The following is a 23,317-nucleotide window of genomic DNA, read 5'->3' on the forward strand; positions in this document are numbered from 1 at the left end:
AATTCCCCTTCTTTCTTAATCTTCCTTCACGATTTCTCTCCACTGAAAATCGCCCCGATTCAGCCCGTGCATGAAAATTTCCCCGCCGGCAATATTGGTCGCTAAAGGAATTTGATACACATCACATAACCGCATTAACGCGCTGATATCAGGCTCATGCGGCTGGGCAGTCAACGGATCCCGAAAGAAAATAACCATGTCCATTTTATTCTCTGCAATCATACTGCCTATCTGCTGATCGCCGCCAAGCGGACCAGATTTAAAACGATGGACCGAAAGACCTGTTGACTCCATAATCCGGGTCCCTGTTGTTCCTGTAGCAAATAAGTGATGATTCTTTAGTACATGTGTATAAGCAGTTGTAAACTCGACCATATCTTCTTTTTTCTTATCGTGCGCAATTAATGCAACATTCATGACGGCTCCCCCTTTATTTATATCTGTTATTTCTTATAAAATATTTTCTAAACCATAAATAAGCTCGTCCAAATCCATGACCTGGTGGACACATTCTTTGATGCCGTCCATAAAGGAGGCTCTGTTCATCGAATCATGCTGGATGGTTAACGTTTGTCCGGCACCGCCAAACACCACTTCCTGATGAGCTACCAGACCAGGGAGACGCATACTGTGAATACGCATGCCATCAAAATCTCCCCCGCGGACACCTTTAATGGTTTCTTCTTCATCGGCATGACCTTGCTTTTTCGATTTTCTGGATTCCTGAATAAGCTCCGCGGTTTTCTTCGCCGTACCGGATGGCGCGTCCAATTTTTGATCATGATGCTTTTCAATGATTTCCACATCCGGAAAATAGGCAGCTGCCATTTTTGCAAATTTCATCATTAACACAGCTCCGATAGCAAAATTAGGCGCAATAATACACCCGGTTTGTTTTTCTTTTGTCAGCTGTTTTAACTCTTCTAACTGCTCATTTGTATATCCTGTAGTTCCTACCACTGGACGAATGCCATGATTCAAAGCTGCTTTTGTATGTTTATAACCGACTTCAGGTATCGTTAAATCAACAAATACATCAGCCTGCTGCTCGGAAAAGCATTTTTCGATGTCTGTGTAGATTGGGGCATTAAAATCACCTGAAAAGCCTTCTAAATCACTTAATTTCTTTCCGTCATTTTTATGGTCTAAACAAGCGGTCAATTCAAAATCAGCTGTGTCATAAATCATATGGACTGCTTCTTTTCCCATTCTTCCTCTCGGACCTGCTACGATTATTTTAATTGCCATGATTATTTTCCTCCTCTTTTCTTGTCCAGCGATTTTTATCTCTTGTTTCAAATTTTTGCATCGATTTCTCGAAGGAATCCGACAAATCAAAATCCAGCGAGTTAGCTAAACAGGCCAATACAAAAAGCATATCGCCGACTTCTTCCTCCACTGTATTTTCTTTCTCTTCTGCTTTCTTTGGCTTCTCACCATGGTAATGATTAATTTCTCTTGCTAATTCTCCTGTCTCCTCAGATAATCTTGCCATCAAAGCAAGCGGAGAGAAATATCCTTCCTTAAATTGAGATATGTATTGATCCACACGTTTTTGGACATCTTTTAATGTATGGCTGGTATTCTCCATTTCTGACACCTCTTTAAAATAAATATACTTTTTTTCTCTTCTTTCATGTTAGCTAAAAGCAAGGATTTTGACAACTAATTGGTACAGTATGCGGATTGTTACTTGATTTTATATTGGCTATAATAGATATTGGCTATAAACAAGCTGTAAATACTAGGAATTGCATACATAGGCACATCGTCAGCTTTACGGTTGAAACGTGAACATAAGGAGGCATAATAAGTTGAAGGTTCGAGTAAAAAATATTGTATTTATTTTAATAGGAGCAGCCATCTTTTCCTTTGGACTTGTCCATTTTAATATGCAGCACAATCTAGGAGAAGGCGGTTTTACAGGTATCACCCTGCTGCTTTTCTTCTTATGGGATATCGACCCGGCAATCTCGAATATTGTCCTTAATATTCCGGTATTTTTTATTGGATGGAAAATACTAGGCAGGAATGCGTTTGTCTATACCATGGTTGGAACTTTATCCGTGTCTCTTTTTCTCTGGATTTTTCAAATCTATCAGATTCAAATTGGATTAGAGGATGATATGACACTTGTCGCTTTATTTGCAGGTGTGTTTATCGGTATTGGATTAGGAATTATTTTCCGCTTTGGCGGGACAACCGGCGGAGTGGATATTATCGCCCGCATCATTAACAAATTCACTTCTTGGAGTATCGGAAAAGCGATGTTTGTCTTTGACTTTCTTGTGATTATCACTTCTATTCTGACATTCCTTGAGCTGTCTGAAGGAATGTACACTCTGCTGGCTGTATTTGTTGGCGCGCGGGTGATTGATTTTATTCAGGAAGGCGCATACGCTGCAAAAGGAGCATTTATCATCTCAAATCAAAGTGAAGAAATCGCAGAACAGATTATGGAAAAAATGGAACGGGGCGTGACAATTTTAAATGGTCAGGGGAGCTTTTCCAAAGAGAAAAGGAATGTGCTCTACTGTGTAGTCGCACGAAATGAAATTGTCCGGATGAAAAACATCATTAATCAGACAGACCCTTCTGCCTTTGTTTCGATGACAACCGTGCATGAGGTGATGGGAGAAGGTTTCACATTGGATGAGAATAAAAAGCCGTTAAATGATTAGGCAAGATAAAAAGGAGCTTAGGAAATTATCCTTAGCTCCTTTCTCTTACATAGCTGAATGATTGGCTAATAAGAAATACACTACGCTTTCCGTGGGCCCCGAGCTCATCTCCTTCAAAGAAGACCTGCTGATTGGCAAGCCTATAGGCATAGACAGAAGTAAAGTCACACTTATGCCCTGTGGGTAGAAAAAAGGAGTTCGCTTTTTTCTGCGGGGTCTTCACACTGGGATTGCGATTACTTGCCCCATCAAAACCATCGCTAGAATTTGTGTTATTTCTTTGTAAAAAAGCAAATAAAAATGTAATTCCACATAGATGGGAGCGGATGTTGTCGACTCCTGCGGGAAAAGCAGCAGGTGAAGCCCCCGCAGAAAGTGGGCTTCTTTCGAGAAGGCTGAACGTTGCCAGCGAAAAGCGGCTTCCCGGAGCGGACATCTGCCCGGCAAGAATACCAATATTTTAAAGAACTAGTGATTTTTTTGGTTTTATTTATATTTATTCCTTAGCTAAAAAAAGATGACCCCTTTCGGATCATCTTTTTTTACATATCAGTCTCTATTTGCCGCAAAGATAAGAATAAAGCGGATAAGCTCAGCAACGGCAACCAATGCTGCAGCAACATAGGTCATTGCGGCGGCATTTAATACTTTTTTTGTTTCCCGTTCTTCATTGTTACGGATAATACCCGCTGAAACCATCTGGGTCATCGCCCGATTTGAAGCATCAAACTCAACTGGCAGTGTCACTAATTGGAAAAGCACTGCAGCTGCGAAGAAGATAATTCCAAGAAGCAGCATATTACTTGCTTGCATAAGCATACCCGCAATGATTAAGAACATAGAAATATTAGAGCCGAAGTTTGCTACTGGAACTAAAGCACTTCGAAAGCGTAAAAATGCATACTCTTCTTGATCCTGGATCGCGTGGCCTACTTCATGTGCTGCGATAGCAGAAGAAGCCATCGATCTGCCGTTGTAATTATTTTCAGAAAGGTTTACTTGCTTTTTACGTGGATCATAATGATCTGTTAATTCCCCTTTAACCATTCCAATCTGTACATCATGCAAACCATTATCATCTAAAATTTTCCTGGCAACGTCTGCGCCCGTCATTCCGGAAGATGTTGGTTTTTTAGAGTACTTTGTATACGTGCTTTTTACTTTTCCTGATGCAAGCATCGGTACAATCATTAATAAGACAAAATAAATCAAATAAGCGACCATTTCTTAATACCCCCATTACTGTATCATAAGGTCAATTTTAGTCAGTATCTCTATTTTAGTCAACTGATTTGTCGTTTTTGCGGACCGGCTTATTCCCTGCATTTTCCCCTTTGTATTTTTTCCAACTTACATAAGATAATGTAACAATAATGCAACCGCCTACAATTATGACACCTAAAATAAACGGAGACGGCGCTAAGCTGTTATAGTAAATGTTTCCTGATGGAATAGAGGCAGCATGAACATCGTTTGCATGGTAAAACATCCCTATGAATCCGATTGTCATCACACGAAGCAGTTTCTCTGCCATAGAGATCACCTCTGATCTTTTGATGTATATTCTAAGTTTATGATGAGAGGCGACTTGGTATGACGGTCAGGTTTTTCTGATTAGTAAGAATAGATGAAATAGTAACATAAATACTTTGGAAATAGCTATATCTTGCCCGAAATTCTGAGGGCTCTAACTTCAGGAAGCTTCTTATATATGCCGTTGTTTCTTGTGAACCGTCAGGTAATAAGCAAGCAGAACAGACACCACGCTTAACCAAAATGTAAAATAACCAATTTCATTCATATACTCTGTTAAATCGGAATAAATAGGCATTTGGCCAAAGACATAATCAATAATATCATTATGTAACACAACAATCCCGGCAAGTGTTAAATGCCGCAGCTTTATTTTGTAATACGGTGCATAAAGCAATCCTTGAATAGCCATTCCTAAATGGGATGCAATCAGCATGTAGCCTGCTTCGCCAATATTTCCACCAGTTGCCACGGTTAATAAATTCATAACGACGGCCCAGACGCCGTATTTAAATAAAGAAACAATTGCTAATGCCTCGATGTAGGGTATGTTTTTCCCAAAAATAAAAAACAACAGGAAAATCGTAAAGAACAGACTGGCTGTCGGACTGTCCGGGACAAACGGAATAAATATCGGCGGAGTTATTTCTAATTGTGATCCATACCAGTAATAACCATAGATGGTCCCCAGGAAATTTATCATGAAAAGCAGGATCAAAAATTTTTTATCTAATAATATGTATGACAGCATTTTCAATTCAATTTCTCCCTTCTGTCATTATCATCAATAGAGAAAGCACCTTTGCCTTATTGTGGACAAAGGTGCTTCTGACTATTCTTTATTCTGCTGCTGCTTCATTGGTTTCAATGATAAAATCTGCTAATTGTTCCAGTTCTTCATCCGTTCCTTGGAACTGATCGGCAGGCATGGAACCAATACCATTGACAGCAATATCCATAATTTCTTCTTTGGTGTGCTCATTTCCTCCGACTAACGCAGGACCTGCTCCACCTTCCAATTCTCCGCCATGACAGCTTAGACAGCTTGTTTCATACGCTGCAAATCCAGGGTGACTCTCATCAACAATAGATTCGCCTGGAGGAATTGGTTTGTTTTGCTCGGCACGCTCTTCCCAGTCAACTGGTGCTGCAGAAGTATACGTTAACCAAATAACGGACGCTAGTCCTAAAAGCATCATCCCAACAGCAATTGGACGGTGACGCGGACGGCGCCCAGGACCGTTGTCCAAGAATGGAGCAAGGAATAGCGCTCCAAACCCAATTCCCGGAATAACAAGAATTCCAAGAATAATCCAATTACCACTTGCAAATTGATACTTTAATAATTCATACAAGAATAAGAAATACCAGTCTGGCAGCGGGATATATGCTGCATCTGTCGGATCAGCCATTCCTTCAAGCGGAGATGGGTGTGCCAACACCAAGCATAAAAACCCTACAAGGAAAACTGCTCCGGCCAACCATTCTTTTAATAAAAAGTTGGGCCAAAAAGCTTCTGTTCTACCAGGATACTCGGAATAATCTTTTGGTACTTTTGATGTTCTTTCCGCTGTGATCCGAGAATCACCAACGAATTTCATACCTTTACCCTTATGCATTGGTTGCCCTCCTTTTTATAGTGGTCCGGAAATACCTTGTCTACGGATTAAGATAAAGTGAATTGCTAATAATGCAAACAATGCTCCCGGTAAAAAGAAGACATGGATTGCAAAGAAACGTGTCAGGGTTTGTGCACCAACAATAGTAGCATCCCCAGCTAGAAGCGTTTTAAGAGCTTCTCCAATAAATGGTACTTGTTCCGCGATTTCTAGCCCCACTTGAGTCGCAAAGTACGCTTTGTTGTCCCAAGGAAGCAGGTAGCCTGTAAAGCCTAGTCCCAGAATAACAAAGAAGATAAGAACTCCTACCATCCAGTTAAGCTCACGAGGTTTTTTATATGCCCCTTGGAAAAATACCCGTAAAGTATGTAATAATAGCATTACGACAACGACACTAGCGCCCCAGTGATGCATACCGCGGACAATTTGAGCATGTGCTACTTCTGTCTGCAGGTAGTAAACAGATTGCCATGCGTTTTCAATATCCGGCACATAATACATTGTTAAAAACATACCGGAAAGAATTTGGATTACTACTACAAAGAATGTTAATCCGCCAAAACAGTATACAAATGCGGAAAAGTGATGCGCTGGATTAACGTGCTCTGGAACCTCGTGATCGGCAATATCTCGCCATATTGGCGTAATATCAATGCGATCATCGATCCAATCATAAATCTTCTGTAACATTGTTTATTACGCCTCCTCATGTGGTCTAATATTACCTAGGAACAGCATGCCATCCCTTTCTTCCTGTTCATAAACATCAAGCGGTTGCAATGGCGGTGTTCCAGGAACATTCACCCCATTCTTGTAATAACGGCCATTGTGGCAAGGACAGAAGTACTCCTCTGGATAGTCGTCATTTCCTTCCCAAGAAACAAAACAACCTAAATGTTTACAAACTGGGGAAAAGGCAACAATTTCGTCATCATCATTTCGATATACCCAGGCTGTTTGATTTACTTCTGATTCATACCAGCCATCTACCTGATCGACAGTCCAATCGACACGCTGTGGATCAGAAGTGATTTCAGAAACTTCTAGTCCAACATTTGCAAAATCTCCGCCTTCACCGGACTTCAATACAGGATCGATTGCCATCCGAACAGGTGATATCAGCAAACCGGCAGCCATAAAGCCCCCTACGCCTGTAAGCGTATAATTTAAAAATTGTCTGCGGGATATATCGCGTTTTTCATCACTCATGGTTTTCCCCCCTCTGTGTTCAAATAGTCACGGACATTTTTAAGATAAAATCAGATTACTAGGACACTAATAATGATAGCGTAAACTATTGGTTCGGTCAATATATATCCTAGGTTAACTGTAAATGTTTTGATAATTTTGTTTTACTCTACCAAAAGGACTTGACTAATTCTGCTGTTTGCATAGTCTGGTCTCTTATCATGTCTTTTATTGCAGCTGGTTCGGCATCTTTTAAAGGAATAGTTGGAAGCCAAATAAATTCTCCTTCTAAATCATTGGCTATTTTTCGCCAAGACGGATCAAAGCTGATATAGAGCACCTGTTTAAAAGGCTGTTCGTTAAAATGAGCTGTCCACTGATTTAATCGCTCTGCCTCTTCGGACCTCTCTGCCGAGTTGATGTATGTATAAGTCGGAGTAAGCATAATTCTGCCCATTAATTCTTTCTCCAGCTCTCTGGCAAAAAGCGTTAAAATCTCATACTGATCTGCATTTTTAGCAGTAGCATCTAAAGCACCAATTTGAAAAGGTGCTAACGGTACAATCACTGTATCAATATACTCCTTCGCTTGTTCATATTTCTGCAAATCAACCCTTGTCCATTTCATAAACAATCCTCCCTTCCAAAATACTTGCCTATATTGTAACAATTTTTCACACATATAGGAAAGGATAAATTGTCAGCAAATACAACTGATAGACAGACAGGCCCAGGCCATGACAAACACGGTCTCTTTTTCGCGATTCCAAGCTTATTTGCCAATCTTTCTTATTCTATCCATGATGAATAATATTTAATCTATTTGTTACAAATTCAATTTTCACACCTAAGAATAAGCATATATATCTTGCTATTCCCGGATGAATATGTTCTCCATTACATGCTTACTTTTTGATTAAATATCCGGCCTTTTTGGAATTGGTGATGGTCCATAGCTCCTGCAACCAACCACTCCGCTTTCCGACATACAAATGTTTTCGATGGGACGAGTAATCGCAGCCCCAGGACGTCGGAAAGCAAAACGGAACGCCGTAACTCCTGTTTCTATGGAAATGAAGTTACTTTTTAATGTATGAAACTTGAGTTACGAAAAAAAACAACCCATAAAAATATAGGTTGCTTTTAAACATTATCATTTGATTTATACGTTTTTAAGCTTGCTCTTTATGATTTATTCAGCAGTTTCTCTAACTCTTTTGTCAGCTCTAAAAATTTCGTATGATTTCCCGAATCTAAAGCCTCATCAATCGCTTCCCGCAAACGTTCCTGTTTTTGATTAATCAGGAGCTGATCCAATAATTCAGATGTGGTCTGTTTGTCATCTTTTGTTAAATAGTAATCATCCGGCAAGAATGGGTTTTCTTCTAATACAGCAGCATAATAAGCGCTTTGGTTTGCCTGATGAAAATTTAATTGGATAAATAACGCTTCCTGTTTGTTTAACCGGATGTCATGAAAAGTTTTCTCTGCGTCCGTTGTTACCAGATGATTTTTGTAAAATCGAAATGGTATTTTCTCTGAACAGCGACTGGAAATCATTACGCCTCTAGGACAATACTTTACATCTCTAACAAAATGCACATGTTCTAAAATATCCATATGGTTTACTAAGTAATTAAGTATCCATACACTTTCCCGTTTTTTTAAGCGGTAATGGTTTAAAAACCACTGGATGAAGTCCTTCTTATCTTTTGCAGTTACAGATGATAGCATTCCGCTCTCCCCTCTCTCCTCTCTAAAAGCTAGACATGTCACCTACAATAAATCTTGTTCCAAGCGTTCCACATGCTCACGCACATCTTCATCAATAGGCTGCTGGCCGAGATATGCTTTCAGGACTGGAATGGCTTCTTGCAGTCTTCCTTCCTCGGTCAGGAAATAGCCATACTCTTTTAAAAAGTCGCTGTCATGCTGTAAACTAGTATATGCTTCCTGGTAGCTATTTAATGCATCACCAAACGATTCTATTTCAACATAAGCTTTGGCCAATTCCCAATCATAGAGTGCATCCTCTGCACCAGAGTTTTTAATACTTTGGATTAATTCAACAATCTCATCAAATGCTTCTCTTGCTTTAAGCAGTTCAATCAAAAATAAGACAGCTTCCTTATAATCCGGCTCTAAAGCGATAGCCTGCCTGACATACTCTTCACTTTCCGCATTTCTCCCTAATTGGTGAGCAATATCTCCAGCCAGGAAATAGAGTTCTTTTTGATAGGAGTCTCTTTCCAAACCTTGTTCCGCAACTTTATAAGCTTCTTCCAGCGTCCCTTGTTCCTTATATACATTGGCAAGCTGGGTATACGCCGCATAATAGTCTTGATCGATTTCCAACACATGCTCCCAAGCTTTTATAGCGATGTCATTACGATCAGCCTGATGGGCGGTGATTCCATATTTAAATAAATTATCCGGTTCCGGGTCTTCCTCTTCTTTGTAAAATTCAAGTGCTTTCTCATATTCACCAGCAGCAGCATATGCTTCTCCAAGCCGGTCTTCTATAGCAACATTCCCTATTTCTTTTGCTTTCGCATAGACGCGCTCATAGTAGTTGATAGCCTTTAGGTATTCGCCGATAGAAAAGAATAATTCTCCGAGCGCAAAGTCAATAACGCTCTCTTGAGGGTCGATATGTTTTGCTTCCAACAGCTTTTGCTCCGAAACTTCAAATAATCCCTGAGCCTGATATAAATCCGCAAGCTGGATCAACGCCTGAACATATCCTTCATCTTCTTCCGGAATTTCATTTAATATCGTAATCGCCAGCTCATCTTCTTCGGATTCAATAAAAATATCAGATAAGGTAAGCTTCAGCGACGTTTCTTCAGGATATTTTTCAATCAATTGTTCGAGGATGGTTCTAGATTCAATTAGAAATCCCCACTGCAGGTATAGTTCAGCTATTTGAAACAGAGAATCATCATCTGCGTTTTTTTGGTAATCACTTAATAATGCTAACGCCTTTTCTGTTTCATTTTTTTCAGCCAGTTCGATTGCTTGTTGAATGGTGTTCATTTAAAAGAACCCCTCTCTTTTTGTGTTTCTTTTGCTTCCAATTTATCATACAAAAAAGATAGCTACAGTTCAAATAACTAGAACTGTAGCCAGAATTTAAATATACGAAAATGTTATTGCAAAATTGCTTCCAGGTCATCAAAAAATGTCGGATACGATATATTGATACTGTCTTTTTCATCCATTTTTACCGGGCTTTCTGATACGAGCGCTGCGATAACACCCATCATGGCAATCCGGTGATCCATATAGGAGGAAATGGTGCCGCCTGTTAGACGGGTTGGTCCTTCAATAATCATTCCGTCCTCGGTCGGTGTGATATTTGCTCCCAGTGTTGTTAAATTTTGACACACTGCTTCAATGCGGTCTGTTTCTTTTACCTTCAGTTCTTCGGCGTCCTTGATTACCGTTTTTCCTTCTGCCTGTGTTGCCAGCAAGGCAAGTATTGGAATTTCATCAATCAGGCGGGGGATGACTTCCCCTTCTACTGTCGTCCCTTTTAAGGCAGTATATTTAATGGTTAAATCACCAATTTTTTCACCGCCTGTAGTGCGCTCATTAGAAACAGTAATAGCTGCCCCCATTTGCTTGACTACATCTAAAATGCCCGTCCGGGACGCATTTAAACCGACGTTCTTTAACGTAACTGTACTTCCGGGCACAATTGCTCCGGCAGCTAAAAAGAAAGCAGCTGAGGAAATGTCGCCGGGGACTTCCACGTCACAAGCTGTCAGCTTCCCTTTGTTTGTAACGACAATTCCTTCTTCCTTCTGCTTTAAATCAGCACCAAAGGCTTGAAGCATAACTTCTGTATGGTTTCTTGTTTCAGTGTCTTCTTGTACGACAGTTTCTCCTTCTGCAACCAAGCCTGCCAATAAAACAGCTGATTTTACTTGAGCGCTTTTCACCGGAAGGCGGTAGGTAATTCCTTTTAAGGCGCCTCCATGAACGGTAATCGGGAGATATTTTCCATCTTCCTGCCCATGAATTGCAGCACCCATTTCTCTTAATGGCGTAACCACACGATCCATCGGACGCTTTGTAAGAGAAGCATCCCCAAAAATCTTCGTTTCAAATGGCAGTCCAGATAATAGACCCAGCATTAATCTGGTCGTGGTTCCTGAATTACCAAAATCGAATGCTCCAGCAGGCTTTTTTAATCCTTCTAACCCATTCCCATGAACGAGTACGGAGCTTCCTTCTTTTTCAATCTGTACTCCCATCTCCCGAAAAGCATCAATCGTTCTGTGACAATCCTCCCCGTCAAGGAAATTTGATATTTTTGTAATTCCATGTGAAATACTCCCGAAAATAATAGAACGATGTGATATCGACTTATCTCCAGGAACGATAACTTCACCTTCTAATCTTGGTGAGGTGTATTCAAATTGAACATGCGACAATACGTTCTCCTCCTTGCCGTTAAGATTGGATCATCGTTTCAAATCCACGTTGTTTTAATATCTTCTGACCGGCTTCTTGCGCTTCTTTTGTGTAAAAGCTCAAGCGCAGTGCACCAGTAATTCCTTCCCGTACTTCAAGGATTTCAATGTTTTTAATACTTAATGATGCATTTGCCAGAATAAGCGCCACTTCAGCTATGGCACCCGGCTGGTCTGCAATATCAACGATAACATCGTAGAACGCCGGAATTGCACCGCGTCCGCCTTCATTTAATCCATCACGGTAATTTTTGGCGCTGTCTAAATACGTAATAACCTCTTCTTTTTCATTATCTTCAATCAGCTTTTTCAGCTGCTCCATTTCAACAATCCAATCATCCAGCATGGCAGACATTTTCGATTGATTGTGATAAAAAATATCCTGCCACATCACCGGGTTACTGGAGGCAATCCGGGTAATATCCCGAAATCCGCCTGCTGCAAGCTTCGGAAGGTAGGAGTGTTTTTTCTCCCATTTTCTCGCCTGATGGACAAGTGATGATGCTATAAGATGCGGAAAGTGAGAAATAACTCCTGTCATTTCGTCATGTTCATCAGATTGCAATACAACAAAGTTGCTTTTGGTTGCAGATAAAACGTCTCTTAATGTATCTACATTCTCCTCAGTTGCATTATCAAGAGGGGATAAAACATAAATGGCATTCTCAAATAAATGTTCCTTCGCCGCTTCAATCCCTTTCTTATGGGAGCCCGCCATTGGATGCCCGCCGATAAAACGGATGGCTTTATTGCTTAAACCATTTGCAGCAATAAGTACAGAACCTTTTACAGACGCTGTATCAGAGACAATCACATCTTTTTCGAAAGGAATGTCATCCAGTCTGGAAACAAGCTGAATCGTCTCTGAAATAGGTGCAGAAATAATAATAATATCCGCCTTTAATGCAGCTTCTTCAAAAGTGGTAAAAGCTTCATCAATGATACCATGATTCGAAGCAAAATGGAGTGTATTTTCGTTTACATCAAAACCGATTATGTAATGTTCGGACTCTTTTCTAATCGCTTTAGCAATGGACCCGCCTATGAGGCCGAGTCCAGCTATCAATACCTGCTGCTTTTTCATACATTCACCTTACCTAATTTAATTGTTCTTGATAATCTCTTAGTACGTTCTCCAATACCTTCATATCCTCTTCTTTTCCAATCGTAACACGAATGGTATTTGGAATACCTAATAATTCTCCAGGTCGGACAATAAAACCATGCTTGATTAAATAATCAAAAGCATCCATTCCGCTTTCCGGTGTTTTCACAAGTAAGAAATTCGCTTCTGATTCATAATAATCCCAGCCGATGGAAGTTAAAAAGGATTGAAATTGCTTTAATACTTTTTTATTTTTCTGATACGTATGCTGAATAAAATCCTGGTCTGAAAAGGCAATAACAGCAGCCTGCTGTGCTGCAGACGTTGTATTAAACGGACCACGGACCTTATCTAAGGTTTCCACAATCAATGGATCGGCGATTCCATAGCCAATACGCAGTCCTGCCAGTCCATAAGCTTTTGAAAATGTACGTAAAACAATCAGGTTTGGATATTTATCCAACAGTTTCAGAGCATTTAAATCCTTCTCAGGCTGCAAAAATTCAACATATGCCTCATCTAAAGCAATAAGTACATCTGAAGGGCATTTATTTAAAAAGTCCTCCAGCTCTTCTTTGGAAAGCGCAGTGCCTGTTGGATTGTTCGGTGTACAAATCCAGATAATTTTTGTATTATCCTGAACCGAGTCAAGCATCTTATCAAGCGGATGACTTCCATCCTCATTTACAGGATGCTCTATGATTTCTGCACCTTCGATTAAAGCATAATGCTTATATTGCGGGAATGTCGGTGTTGCCATAATAACCTGATCCCCTACAGTAAGATAAGAACGGCAAAGCATCTGAATAATTTCCTCCGAACCGCTTCCGAAAATAAGCGATTCCGGTCTTACATTTAATTTTTCGCTGATCAGATAGCGGAGTTCAGATGTATAGCCGTCCGGATAGATATTAAATACAGGCTCATTTATCTGGAAGACTTCCTTCACTTTATCTGAAAATCCATAAGGATTCTCATTAGAAGCCAATTTAACGATATAATCAAGACCGAATTCTTCTTGAATATCCTTTGTCTGCTTCCCTTGTTTATATGGACTAAGCTGTTTTAATACTTCTTTGCTTCTCATTACTTAACTATCCTTTCTTTCTAAAAGATCCGGACGCAGCTTTACAGCCTCTCTTTGAAATGTATGCTCAACCTCTTTTTGCTGTTTATCGGTATTGACAATCATCATAATTCGAATACATTTGGGCAGGCTGCCGGGGACATCGATTTCCTGCATACACATAACTGGGACATATTTCCATCCCTCAATGTCACGTAAGGCTTTCGCAGGGAATGCTGCGTTCACGTCCTTTGTCACTGAAATAAAAGCATGGGAAACGTCCTCTGCCTGAATATTATTTTTCTCTGCCATTTCCTGAACCAGTGCCCTGGTATGTTCAATAATTTCATTTGCTTCGTTATTTTCTACGGTTGTAGCACCGCGCACGCCTCTTGTCATAGCTTGTTCATCCTCTCTATATATGTTCTGATATAAGCCTCCACAGAGGAATCATCTAAGTTTGCGACAGTCGGCTCGCCCACTTGGTTCAGTAATACCATCTGAATATGTCCGGAAACGGACTTTTTATCTGCCTTCATGCTTTTGACGAGCTCGGCGATACGCTTTTCTTCTATGTCGATAACAGGATATTCATTTATTTTCATCCAATGGTGCAGTTCATGAAAAGGGAGCTCTTCCCCTGACATATCCTCGCTTACATGAAGCGCAAATAGCATTCCATTCGCAACGGCCTCTCCATGAGTTACCGTTCCATACCCCAATCTAGCTTCTAACGCATGTCCCAATGTATGACCGAGGTTTAAATATTTCCGGACACCAGATTCTCTTTCATCATCTTCTACGATAGCTGCTTTTACTTTTATACCAGCCTCTAAATGATTTTCCAGCTGCGCAGTGGTAACCTGCTGTAAAGACAGCGACAATAATTCTTCTGTCAGATGAATATCAGAAATAAATCCTTCTTTTAAAATTTCAGCATAGCCACTCCGAATTTCACGGTATGGTAAAGATGCCAGTGTTTCTGTGTCATATAAAACAGCTGCCGGAGGATAGAAACAGCCAATCAGATTTTTACCGGATTCATGATTGATAGCTACTTTGCCGCCCACACTGCTGTCATGTGCTAAAATAGTCGTCGGCATTTGAATATAATCGATTCCACGCATAAAGGTTGCAGCAACAAATCCGCCTAAATCACCTATAACACCGCCGCCCAAAGCAATGATGAGCGATTTACGATCTAAACCGCTCTCGATTGCCTTTGTCTGCAATTTGTAATATTGATCCATGTTTTTAGAAGCTTCCCCGGCTGGAACAATGTAAGAATAAACGTGTTGTCCCTCCAGGCTGCTTACAACATCCTGTAAATATTTATCAGCTATTTTATCGTCTGTTATCACCAAAATAGAGCTGTATTCCTTCTTTAACCACTTCTTTACATGAAACCGTAATCCAGCTTCCATCACAATAGGATAGCTACGCTGGCTGGACTGGATTGTTAATTGTTTCATTTAGAAGCACCTGATTTCTTCTCTGTACTGATCAATTACCTGTTTTAATTGCGGGAATCGGTCACTTGAAAATTGTTCTGTGACGGCTTTTGCAATTTCAAACGCGACAACATGCTCCATCACCACAGAAGCTGCCGGTACTGCACAAGCATCGGACCTTTCCACTGTTGCTTTAAATGGTTCTTTGGATTCAATATCCACACTTTGTAATGGGCGCTTCATCAATGTAGGTATAGGCTTCATTACCCCGCGAACAATGATTGGCATCCCTGTACTCATTCCGCCTTCCAAACCGCCAAGACGATTCGTTGTCCGATGATATCCATCTTCTTCATTCCATGCGATTTCATCATGTACTTCGCTGCCGTTTAAGCGGGCTGCTTCAAAACCGATTCCAAATTCCACACCTTTAAAAGCATTAATGCTGACAACACTCGCTGCAATTTTGCTATCCAGCTTTCGATCATAATGCACATAAGAACCGATTCCGGCAGGCAGGCCCTCTACATAAACCTCACAGATACCGCCGATAGAGTCGCCAACTTTTTTCGCTTCATCTATTGCATCCATCATTGGCTGTTCCACATTAGAATCTAATACCATTACAGGAGAATCCCCAGAAATTTCAGCGCGTTCTTTCGCTGTTAAATCATTTTTTTCTTCTGCCCGAATCCCTGCGATTTCTTTCACATATCCAGTAACATAGATACCCAATTGCTCTAAAAGTGATTTTGCCACTGCACCTGCAGCAACTCGAGCGCCCGTTTCTCTTGCAGAAGAGCGTTCTAATACATTACGCATATCACGATGCCCATATTTCAGACCGCCATTTAAATCTGCATGTCCCGGACGAGGTTTTGTTACGACTCTGCGCAGTTTGGCTCCGTCCTCCAGCGGATCTGCTCCCATAATATCTGTCCAATGCTTAAAATCATCATTATGTATCACCAGTGACACAGGAGATCCCAATGTATATCCGTGACGTACTCCGCTTGTAATATCTACCGTATCTTTTTCAATTTGCATTCTCTTGCCTCTGCCATGCCCGCCTTGTCTTCTGCGCAGGCTCTCATTAATATCTTCTGCCTTTAATTCCATCTGTGAAGGCAGGCCCTCGATAATTGTCGTTAATTGTTTTCCATGTGATTCTCCAGCTGTTAAGTAGCGCACTACACATTCTCCTTTATCTTTATAAAGCTATTAAAATAAGATACGTATAAACGTTGTTATTATCCATACATTTTGCAATATGAACATGTCATATTTTTTAGATAATATCGAATATACTTTACCCATTTAAATAGTTGAAAGTTTTCTAATTACTATACCATATAAAAGCCCGTTTCGGGTAGTATAAATTATTGTTTCCGATAAAAAAAGCTGTCTTCTAAATAAAAACCAAACTGTTCTGCATTAAATATCTGTTCTGTACTGCCGACGAATAAGCAGCCTCCTTTCGTTAATGCTTTATTAAAATGATGGAATATATTATTTTTTGCTTCATCGGTAAAATAAATCAATACATTTCGACAGACGATAAGATCTACATCTCTAGGGTAAGTATCTTCTAATAGATTATGGCGTTCAAAACGAATATGCTTTCTTAAAGACGGATCAACTTGAAAAATGGTCCCCTGTGATGTAAAATACTTTTTCTTCAGAGCAGCCGGGAGTTCTTTTAAAGAACGCTCTTGATAGTTTCCTTGTTTTGCTGCGCTTAAAACAGCCTGATCAAAATCTGTAGCACGAATCTGGTAACGTAAACCCGGAAAGTATTCTTCCAGCATCATTGCGAGACTATATGGCTCTTCCCCAGTAGAACAGGCAGCGCTCCAAATCGTAATTTTTCTTTTATTTTTTGTTAATTCTGGAATAATCTTTTTTTGCAGAACATCCCATCGATTTGGATTCCGGTAAAATTCCGATACGTTTATAGTTAATTTCTCTGTGAATTCTTCCAATAACTTGGTATCCTTTTGACAGGCTGAAAAATAATCTATGTAGCTTCTAAAACCATGTTTATCTCTTAAAGTCGTGATTCTTCGTTTCATCTGCGCTTCTTTATATAAGCTCAAATTCAGTTTAAGTGATTGATGCACCTTCTGCTTCATTAAATCATAATCATCTTTCATTCGTTAACCTCCTCTGCTTGTACGCAAAAACCCCCGTATATTTAACGGAGGTTTCGACAACGCTTTCAGTTTAATAAATCCACGCATCCTGTTGTTTGTTATAAGAATTCAATTCCTTCTCGTCAAAAAAGAGGTCAATCTCTCTTGAAGCGCTTTCTAAAGAGTCCGAACCATGAATGATATTCTTGCCAACATTAATGCCGTAGTCGCCCCGGATTGTTCCCGGGAGTGCTTCTGATGGATTCGTTTTCCCCATCATGGTACGAGCAGAAGCAACGACATTTTCGCCTTCCCATACCATGGCAAAAACTGGTCCGGAAGTAATGAAATCAACCAGTTCCCCAAAGAATGGGCGCTCCTTATGCTCGCCATAATGTGTTTCAGCTAAATCTGTAGATATTGTCATTAATTTAGCTCCGGCTAATTTAAACCCCTTTTGTTCAAATCGTGCAACAATATCTCCAATTAAGTTACGCTGCACACCATCTGGTTTTACCATTAAAAAAGTTCTTTCCATTAAAATCACCCTGCCCCTATGTAATTATAATAAATGAAAAATGTAGCCTCTAAAATAGTAACAAATTATCAGACAAATAACAATATCTTTATTTAATCAGGAACGCCTTTTTCCAATAAAAGTAGCAATATCTTGTAAACTTTTCTTTGCCCTGGACGATTTCAGGCCATCTAAAGATTTCAACGCTTTTTGCAGATAAAGGTCGCTGACTGCATAACTTCTTTGAATAGCATCTGTATTTTTTAAGCAGGCAATCAGCTTCTGCATTGTTTTTTCATCAATGTCCTGATTGCTGTTGATCAATGTCACCAATTGATTTCTTAATTCCTGATCCTCCATTGCATATAGAACAGGGAGCGTGATATTACCCTGTAATAAATCATTTCCTGCCGGTTTCCCAAGTTCTTTTGCAGTAGATGTAAAATCTAGGATATCGTCAATAATTTGATAAGACATGCCGACATTATAGCCGTAACGATACATTTTATTTGCATCCTGTTCACTTAACCCGCCGACGAGCGCACCCAGTTTGCAGCTGCACGCTATCAGTAATGCCGTTTTCCGTTTTATCCGGCGCAGATAGTCCCGAAAATTTTGATTCCATTGGTATTTAAATTGAATTTGTTCAATTTCCCCAATGGATACTTCAACAAGTGTTTTGGATAATAAAGTATGTATTCTCGGATCATCTATTTTTGTTATTTCTTCCAGAGCTCTTGCAAGAATGAAATCGCCTGTGTACATTGCAATCCGGTTTCCATATTGAGAAGCGGTTGTCGGTTTCCCGCGACGCAGCTCAGCTTCATCAATCACGTCATCATGAACAAGCGTTGCCATATGAATAAGCTCTAGCGTTACAGCAACTTTTTGTATTTTTTCAAAGTCATAATCCCCTATTTGACATGAAAGCAAAACAAAAACAGGACGAATGCGTTTCCCTCCTGCTTTCAATAATGCTGTAGAAGCGTCTCGAAGTACGGGATGTTCAGCCTGAATGCTCTTCTGTAATGTTTTTTCAATAGTGTCCATATCTTTTGTTAAAAATCCATAAATCTTTGGTAGTCTCATGTACGTCACCTTATTTTACTAGTAAATTCATTCTTTATTTTAAGATTTATGCCCCATATGCATCGCAGCACCGCCACCGGCATACATTTTGACATCGACATGCTTGAAGCCTGCATCAAAGAACATTTGCTTCAATTTGTCCTTCCCTGGAAAATCCTTTGCGGATTCCTGCAGCCAGGAATATTCTTGATAGCTTTTCGCAAATACTTTTCCAAAAAGCGGCATAATAAAACGGAAATAAAAATAATATAACTGCCTGTAGCCAATCAGTGTAGGCTGAGAGGTTTCCAGACAAACCACCATTCCTCCCGGCTTAACCACCCGGTACATTTCTTTTAAAACCGCCATATAGTCAGGAACATTTCGTAAGCCAAAGCCAATTGTTACGTAATCAAACTGATTGTCATCAAAAGGAAGCTCCATCGCATTGCCATGCATCCATTCAATCTCATCCAGCTGTTCCTGCTTTCCTTTTTCTCTGGCAATAGACAGCATGTTCTCACTGAAATCAAGCCCTATGACCTTTCCTTCAGCTCCGACAGCTTTCGCTAAGGAAATAGCCCAGTCTCCTGTACCGCAGCATACGTCCAATGCACTGTCTCCCGGCGATACGTGCATTCGTTTCATAACATCTTTACGCCATAGCGTATGCTGTTTAAACGAAATTACCGAGTTCATGGAATCGTAGTTTTCATATATTTTCTCAAAGACGTGATGGACACGTTCTTCCTTGGATGAAAAACCCATAATTCATTACACTTCCTTTTAAAGTCTTGACGTTCTTATTTCTTTCGTTTCCCGGGAATAAATAAATTGCTCCATAAATAAACTAGAGCTGGATAATTCCGAAACATCACGGTAAACAGCTTTTTCAAAATCCCGAATCAATTTCCCGTCAATCAGCGGAATCGAAGTTGCTTTATTATTACGTGCTTCCCACTCTTTGCGCAGTAAAGTATATCCGTTATCTGCTTCTTCTGTATCTAAACGGCGATACATCAGCCAGTTTTGAATAATCGATTCTAATTCAGGATCATGCAGATATTTAGCAACATGTACCAGCACGGATGCATTTAATTTCATTTTGATATTTAACCAGGTTTCAAGCGGTAATTGTTCTTCATAGTATAAAGTAACTTTTAGTTCATTTATTTCACGAATCGCATTCGCGAGTATCTGGATAAACTGAATTTCCCCCGCTTCTGCAAGCAATAAATAATACAGTCCGCTATAGTAATCTCCTGAGAGGACCTGAAGCTGCTTCTCAATCATTTCATTTTCTGTATCAGCATGTTGTTTGACCGGAACAAAATCATGTGTATCCAGGGCGATTTGAACAAGCATGGTTGAAATAATATACTTTTCACGCTGCAAAGGAGTTAATGATTTATGTTGTTCAACAAGAAATAGCAATAAATTCCACTTTTCTTCATCGATCACTGGATAACGTATATGCTTATGAATGTAAGAATCATATAATTTATTTTCCAGTATTTTTCTATAACCTCTATCTGTTGTAATAAATGTAGTCAACACTATCACCCGGACCCTTTCAGCCTTTCTTTGCTCTAGCTATTATAGCACATTTTAAATGTTATAAAAACGAAAGAACTTATTCTATTATAGGCTTGGTCTTAGAAAACCTCGCATTCGCTTGTTTTTCAGCGAATCCACAGCCTTTCTTATCCTGTCCTATCGTGCAAAAAAATAAAAACCCCTATTCCAACTGCTTCTGTCAGAGAAACAATATCCAGAATATTTTTCGGCATCGAAACATCGCCGCTGCTCACAGAAATGAACAAGTCTTTATCTCACATGGACTGGAAAACAAATAACCTTCCAGCTGTTTCCTAACTTTCTTCAGGTGGAGTTGTTTTTGAGCGAGGCTATGGATTACTTCGTAAAATACTAATAAGGGGATGTTATTATATTAATTTTCTATTTCGCCATGACTTGTTTGAATAAGTGCTTTACCGCGAACTTTAATAGCAGAAGTATGTTCTGTGAATTGAGCAATCATAATTTCGCCTTGGTCCAGTTTTTCAGAATGATGGAATTTTGTATTGCTTCCACGCGTCAGGCCAATAACATGAACACCGTCTTCTAATGCTTTAATAACGAAATAATCTGCTTTTGCGTTCTGATCATTCATACATTACTCCTCCTTAAATGGAATTCTTTATGTAAAATAAATCTATTTAAATAACATCTTTGCTTTAATAGGCTGTTCAGCCCCTTGATGCTTTTCTCATGCAGAAATAAGGAAAGGGACACGTTTATCAACGTATCCCTCCCTTTTGTACACTCCTGTCCGGATATGTAAAATATTATTTTACACTATCCTTAAGAGCTTTACCTGGTTTGAAAGCAGGAACTTTGCTTGCAGGAATTTCGATTTCTTCTCCTGTTTGTGGATTGCGTCCTTTACGTGCAGAACGTTCACGAACTTCAAAGTTACCAAAACCGATTAGTTGTACTTTTTCACCATTCTTCAGTGAATCCATGACTGCATCAAATACTGCATCCACAGCTTTTGTTGCATCCTTTTTTGAAAGATCGCTCTTCTCAGCCACAGCATTTACTAAATCTGTTTTATTCATGACATTCACCTCCTCCCAGGATGTTCTTTAGACAAATAGGCTAGTTAGTCTGCCTATCCCATGGTCTGTTTCATCAAAGTCACCCTAATATGTGATGACAAGGCTTATAATAAACGAGTTTGGAATAAAATTCAACAAAAACTATCGATTTCTCTAGAATTTATTGAGATTTTACATAAAAATTCCTTTTTCTTAAGAGAAACAGGCTAAACTCTTATGCAACAAGCATTGTCACCTTTCCATAAATCTATACGGTGTTTTGCAGATTTTTTAGCCGTTCTGACAAAAAAATTATAAAAAAAATAAACAGCTATCAATTTAGCTGCTTATCGAGAAGTGTTTTTTTATAAAATAATAGCGATTAAACCGCCTGACCCTTCGTTAATAATTCTCTCTAGGGTATCTTTTAATTTATATCTTGCATTCTCTGGCATTAACGAGATTTTAGCTTGAATACCTTCTCTGACAATCGAACTGAGCGATCTGCCAAAAATATCTGATTCCCAGATAGACAGCGGATCTTCTTCAAAATCCTGCATCAGATAACGGACCAGCTCTTCACTTTGTTTTTCGGTTCCGATAATAGGAGAGAATTCAGATTCTACTTCGACCCGAATCATATGAATAGACGGGGCAACAGCTTTCAGACGGACACCGAACCTGGAGCCCTGACGGATGATTTCCGGTTCATCCAGCTGCATATCCTCTAAACTGGGAGCAGCAATACCATAGCCGGTTTGTTTTACCATTTGCAGAGCACCTGAAACTTGATCATACTCTCTTTTCGCATAGGCAAAATCCTGCATTAGCTCTAATAAATGGTCTTTACCTCGAATCTCCTCCCCGACAATCTCCTTCAGAACATGGTCATATAACTGATCAGGGGCATGCAAGTCGATTTCGGCAATACCCTCGCCCATCTCCATCCCTGCTAAATTGGCACCTTCAATATGTTCATAATCTCTGAAATGGCCAACGATATGGTCGACATCACGCAAGCGTTTTATATCCTTTACGGTATCTTGAATGGCCTCCTGATAATTTTGACGAAGCCAGTGATCTTCTTTTAAAACCATTACCCAGCTAGGCAGGTTTACATTTACCTCAAGTACCGGAAATTCGAATAATGCTTCACGCAGTACACTATAGACATCATGTTCTGTCATTGTTTCTACGCTCATCGCTAATACCGGAATATCATGCTGCTCCGTCAGCTCTTCCCGAAGCAAAGTTGTTTTTTGACTGTGCGGTTCTGTAGAATTGATTACCATAATAAATGGCTTGCCAACCTCTTTTAACTCTTCAATCACTCTTGTCTCAGCTTCAATATAGTCTTCTCTATCTATTTCACCGATAGTACCGTCTGTTGTCACGACAACGCCAATGGTAGAATGCTCCTGAATTACTTTACGGGTTCCTATTTCTGCTGCATCATGAAACGGGATAGGGTCCTCGTACCACGGTGTATGAATCATACGCGGGCCATTTTCGTCCTCAAACCCTTTCGCCCCTTCTACAGCGTATCCAACACAATCAACAAGACGGACATTTACATCTAATCCATCTTCCACATTTACTTGAACAGCCTGATTCGGAACAAACTTTGGTTCTGTTGTCATAATGGTTTTTCCTGCTGCGCTCTGCGGTAATTCATCATGTGCTCTTGCTCTTTCACTTTCACTTTCAATATTAGGAAGTACAACCAACTCCATGAATTTCTTAATAAAGGTGGACTTTCCCGTACGGACTGCTCCGACGATTCCAAGATATATGTCGCCATTTGTACGTTTCGATATATCCTTAAAAATATCTGTTTTTTCCAAAAGATCCCCTCCCGATCTCCGTACTTTGATATACA

27 protein-coding genes are annotated in these 23,317 nt (G+C 39.8%); 1 reads left to right on the top strand and 26 read right to left on the bottom strand.

Going from position 1 to position 23,317, the window contains the following annotated elements:
• Positions 1–15: 15 nt before the first annotated feature.
• The 3 genes from ACW0TQ_RS05130 to ACW0TQ_RS05140 are packed head-to-tail and all read right to left on the bottom strand — an operon-like array spanning position 16 to position 1,591.
• Positions 16–417 (bottom strand): methylglyoxal synthase, encoded by a 402-nt coding sequence (locus ACW0TQ_RS05130; protein ID WP_042534109.1) that lies wholly within the window; start codon positions 415–417, stop codon positions 16–18.
• Positions 418–450: 33 nt separating this feature from the next.
• Positions 451–1,248 (bottom strand): 4-hydroxy-tetrahydrodipicolinate reductase, encoded by a 798-nt coding sequence (gene dapB / locus ACW0TQ_RS05135; protein ID WP_193062176.1) that lies wholly within the window; start codon positions 1,246–1,248, stop codon positions 451–453.
• A complete protein-coding gene (locus tag ACW0TQ_RS05140; protein WP_042534113.1) occupies positions 1,238–1,591 on the bottom strand; it encodes a nucleotide pyrophosphohydrolase in 354 nt (117 codons plus the stop codon). Before ACW0TQ_RS05140 ends, dapB begins: the two co-directional genes overlap by 11 nt.
• Positions 1,592–1,814: 223 nt before the next feature.
• Between ACW0TQ_RS05140 and ACW0TQ_RS05145 the strand changes: the two genes are divergently transcribed.
• The gene (locus tag ACW0TQ_RS05145) at positions 1,815–2,681 is read left to right on the top strand and encodes a YitT family protein (protein WP_042534115.1); all 867 of its coding nucleotides are present in this window, start codon (positions 1,815–1,817) and stop codon (positions 2,679–2,681) included.
• Positions 2,682–3,230: 549 nt separating this feature from the next.
• Here ACW0TQ_RS05145 and ACW0TQ_RS05150 read toward each other — a convergent pair.
• The 23 genes from ACW0TQ_RS05150 to spoIVA form a co-directional block, all read right to left on the bottom strand.
• Entirely contained in the window at positions 3,231–3,905 is a 675-nt protein-coding gene (locus ACW0TQ_RS05150; RefSeq protein WP_042534117.1) for a zinc metallopeptidase, read from the bottom strand.
• Positions 3,906–3,960: 55 nt separating this feature from the next.
• Positions 3,961–4,215, bottom strand: coding sequence for a sporulation protein YpjB (locus ACW0TQ_RS05155; protein ID WP_042534119.1), 255 nt, complete (start codon positions 4,213–4,215; stop codon positions 3,961–3,963).
• 171 nt (positions 4,216–4,386) lie between these two features.
• Positions 4,387–4,965 (bottom strand): lipoprotein heptaprenylglyceryl N-acetyltransferase LhaT, encoded by a 579-nt coding sequence (lhaT, locus tag ACW0TQ_RS05160; protein ID WP_042536273.1) that lies wholly within the window; start codon positions 4,963–4,965, stop codon positions 4,387–4,389.
• Positions 4,966–5,053: 88 nt separating this feature from the next.
• Positions 5,054–5,833, bottom strand: coding sequence for a menaquinol-cytochrome c reductase cytochrome b/c subunit (locus ACW0TQ_RS05165; protein ID WP_042534122.1), 780 nt, complete (start codon positions 5,831–5,833; stop codon positions 5,054–5,056).
• 15 nt (positions 5,834–5,848) lie between these two features.
• Positions 5,849–6,523 (bottom strand): menaquinol-cytochrome c reductase cytochrome b subunit, encoded by a 675-nt coding sequence (gene qcrB, locus ACW0TQ_RS05170; RefSeq protein WP_040981375.1) that lies wholly within the window; start codon positions 6,521–6,523, stop codon positions 5,849–5,851.
• Between the two features lie 6 nt (positions 6,524–6,529).
• Positions 6,530–7,042, bottom strand: coding sequence for a QcrA and Rieske domain-containing protein (locus tag ACW0TQ_RS05175; RefSeq protein WP_042534127.1), 513 nt, complete (start codon positions 7,040–7,042; stop codon positions 6,530–6,532).
• 148 nt (positions 7,043–7,190) lie between these two features.
• Entirely contained in the window at positions 7,191–7,649 is a 459-nt protein-coding gene (locus ACW0TQ_RS05180; RefSeq protein WP_042534130.1) for a DUF2487 family protein, read from the bottom strand.
• 557 nt (positions 7,650–8,206) lie between these two features.
• Complete coding sequence (locus ACW0TQ_RS05185; RefSeq protein WP_042534132.1) at positions 8,207–8,755, bottom strand: ReoY family proteolytic degradation factor; 549 nt, start codon at positions 8,753–8,755, stop codon at positions 8,207–8,209.
• 42 nt (positions 8,756–8,797) lie between these two features.
• Entirely contained in the window at positions 8,798–10,057 is a 1,260-nt protein-coding gene (locus ACW0TQ_RS05190) for a tetratricopeptide repeat protein (RefSeq protein WP_042534134.1), read from the bottom strand.
• 113 nt (positions 10,058–10,170) lie between these two features.
• On the bottom strand, positions 10,171–11,460 hold the full coding sequence (gene aroA, locus ACW0TQ_RS05195; protein ID WP_193062178.1) for a 3-phosphoshikimate 1-carboxyvinyltransferase: 1,290 nt from the start codon (positions 11,458–11,460) through the stop codon (positions 10,171–10,173).
• A gap of 19 nt (positions 11,461–11,479) precedes the next feature.
• On the bottom strand, positions 11,480–12,583 hold the full coding sequence (locus ACW0TQ_RS05200) for a prephenate dehydrogenase (protein WP_042534138.1): 1,104 nt from the start codon (positions 12,581–12,583) through the stop codon (positions 11,480–11,482).
• Between the two features lie 13 nt (positions 12,584–12,596).
• The gene (gene hisC / locus ACW0TQ_RS05205; RefSeq protein ID WP_042534140.1) at positions 12,597–13,691 is read right to left on the bottom strand and encodes a histidinol-phosphate transaminase; all 1,095 of its coding nucleotides are present in this window, start codon (positions 13,689–13,691) and stop codon (positions 12,597–12,599) included.
• A gap of 3 nt (positions 13,692–13,694) precedes the next feature.
• The gene (aroH, locus tag ACW0TQ_RS05210; protein WP_042534142.1) at positions 13,695–14,069 is read right to left on the bottom strand and encodes a chorismate mutase; all 375 of its coding nucleotides are present in this window, start codon (positions 14,067–14,069) and stop codon (positions 13,695–13,697) included.
• Positions 14,066–15,142 (bottom strand): 3-dehydroquinate synthase, encoded by a 1,077-nt coding sequence (gene aroB / locus ACW0TQ_RS05215; RefSeq protein ID WP_256704717.1) that lies wholly within the window; start codon positions 15,140–15,142, stop codon positions 14,066–14,068. Before aroB ends, aroH begins: the two co-directional genes overlap by 4 nt.
• The gene (gene aroC, locus ACW0TQ_RS05220) at positions 15,143–16,312 is read right to left on the bottom strand and encodes a chorismate synthase (protein WP_455725404.1); all 1,170 of its coding nucleotides are present in this window, start codon (positions 16,310–16,312) and stop codon (positions 15,143–15,145) included. It lies immediately after the preceding gene.
• 188 nt (positions 16,313–16,500) lie between these two features.
• Positions 16,501–17,274 (bottom strand): CheR family methyltransferase, encoded by a 774-nt coding sequence (locus ACW0TQ_RS05225; RefSeq protein ID WP_042534148.1) that lies wholly within the window; start codon positions 17,272–17,274, stop codon positions 16,501–16,503.
• A gap of 70 nt (positions 17,275–17,344) precedes the next feature.
• Positions 17,345–17,791: a nucleoside-diphosphate kinase gene (gene ndk / locus ACW0TQ_RS05230; protein ID WP_042534150.1), complete on the bottom strand. Its 447-nt coding sequence runs from the start codon at positions 17,789–17,791 to the stop codon at positions 17,345–17,347.
• Positions 17,792–17,887: 96 nt separating this feature from the next.
• Positions 17,888–18,859 carry a heptaprenyl diphosphate synthase component II gene (gene hepT, locus ACW0TQ_RS05235; protein ID WP_042534152.1) on the bottom strand — a complete coding sequence of 324 codons (972 nt, stop codon included), beginning with the start codon at positions 18,857–18,859 and terminating at the stop codon, positions 17,888–17,890.
• Positions 18,860–18,898: 39 nt separating this feature from the next.
• Positions 18,899–19,606: a demethylmenaquinone methyltransferase gene (menG, locus tag ACW0TQ_RS05240; RefSeq protein ID WP_212928181.1), complete on the bottom strand. Its 708-nt coding sequence runs from the start codon at positions 19,604–19,606 to the stop codon at positions 18,899–18,901.
• A gap of 18 nt (positions 19,607–19,624) precedes the next feature.
• Positions 19,625–20,392, bottom strand: coding sequence for a heptaprenyl diphosphate synthase component 1 (locus tag ACW0TQ_RS05245; protein ID WP_042534156.1), 768 nt, complete (start codon positions 20,390–20,392; stop codon positions 19,625–19,627).
• Positions 20,393–20,789: 397 nt separating this feature from the next.
• Positions 20,790–21,011 (bottom strand): trp RNA-binding attenuation protein MtrB, encoded by a 222-nt coding sequence (gene mtrB / locus ACW0TQ_RS05250; RefSeq protein ID WP_040981406.1) that lies wholly within the window; start codon positions 21,009–21,011, stop codon positions 20,790–20,792.
• 175 nt (positions 21,012–21,186) lie between these two features.
• Positions 21,187–21,459 (bottom strand): HU family DNA-binding protein, encoded by a 273-nt coding sequence (locus ACW0TQ_RS05255; RefSeq protein ID WP_040981409.1) that lies wholly within the window; start codon positions 21,457–21,459, stop codon positions 21,187–21,189.
• Between the two features lie 344 nt (positions 21,460–21,803).
• Positions 21,804–23,282, bottom strand: a complete 1,479-nt coding sequence (gene spoIVA, locus ACW0TQ_RS05260) for a stage IV sporulation protein A (RefSeq protein ID WP_042534158.1) — start codon at positions 23,280–23,282, stop codon at positions 21,804–21,806.
• Positions 23,283–23,317 lie beyond the last annotated feature (35 nt).

This window comes from Oceanobacillus sp. M60, from assembly GCF_053839645.1.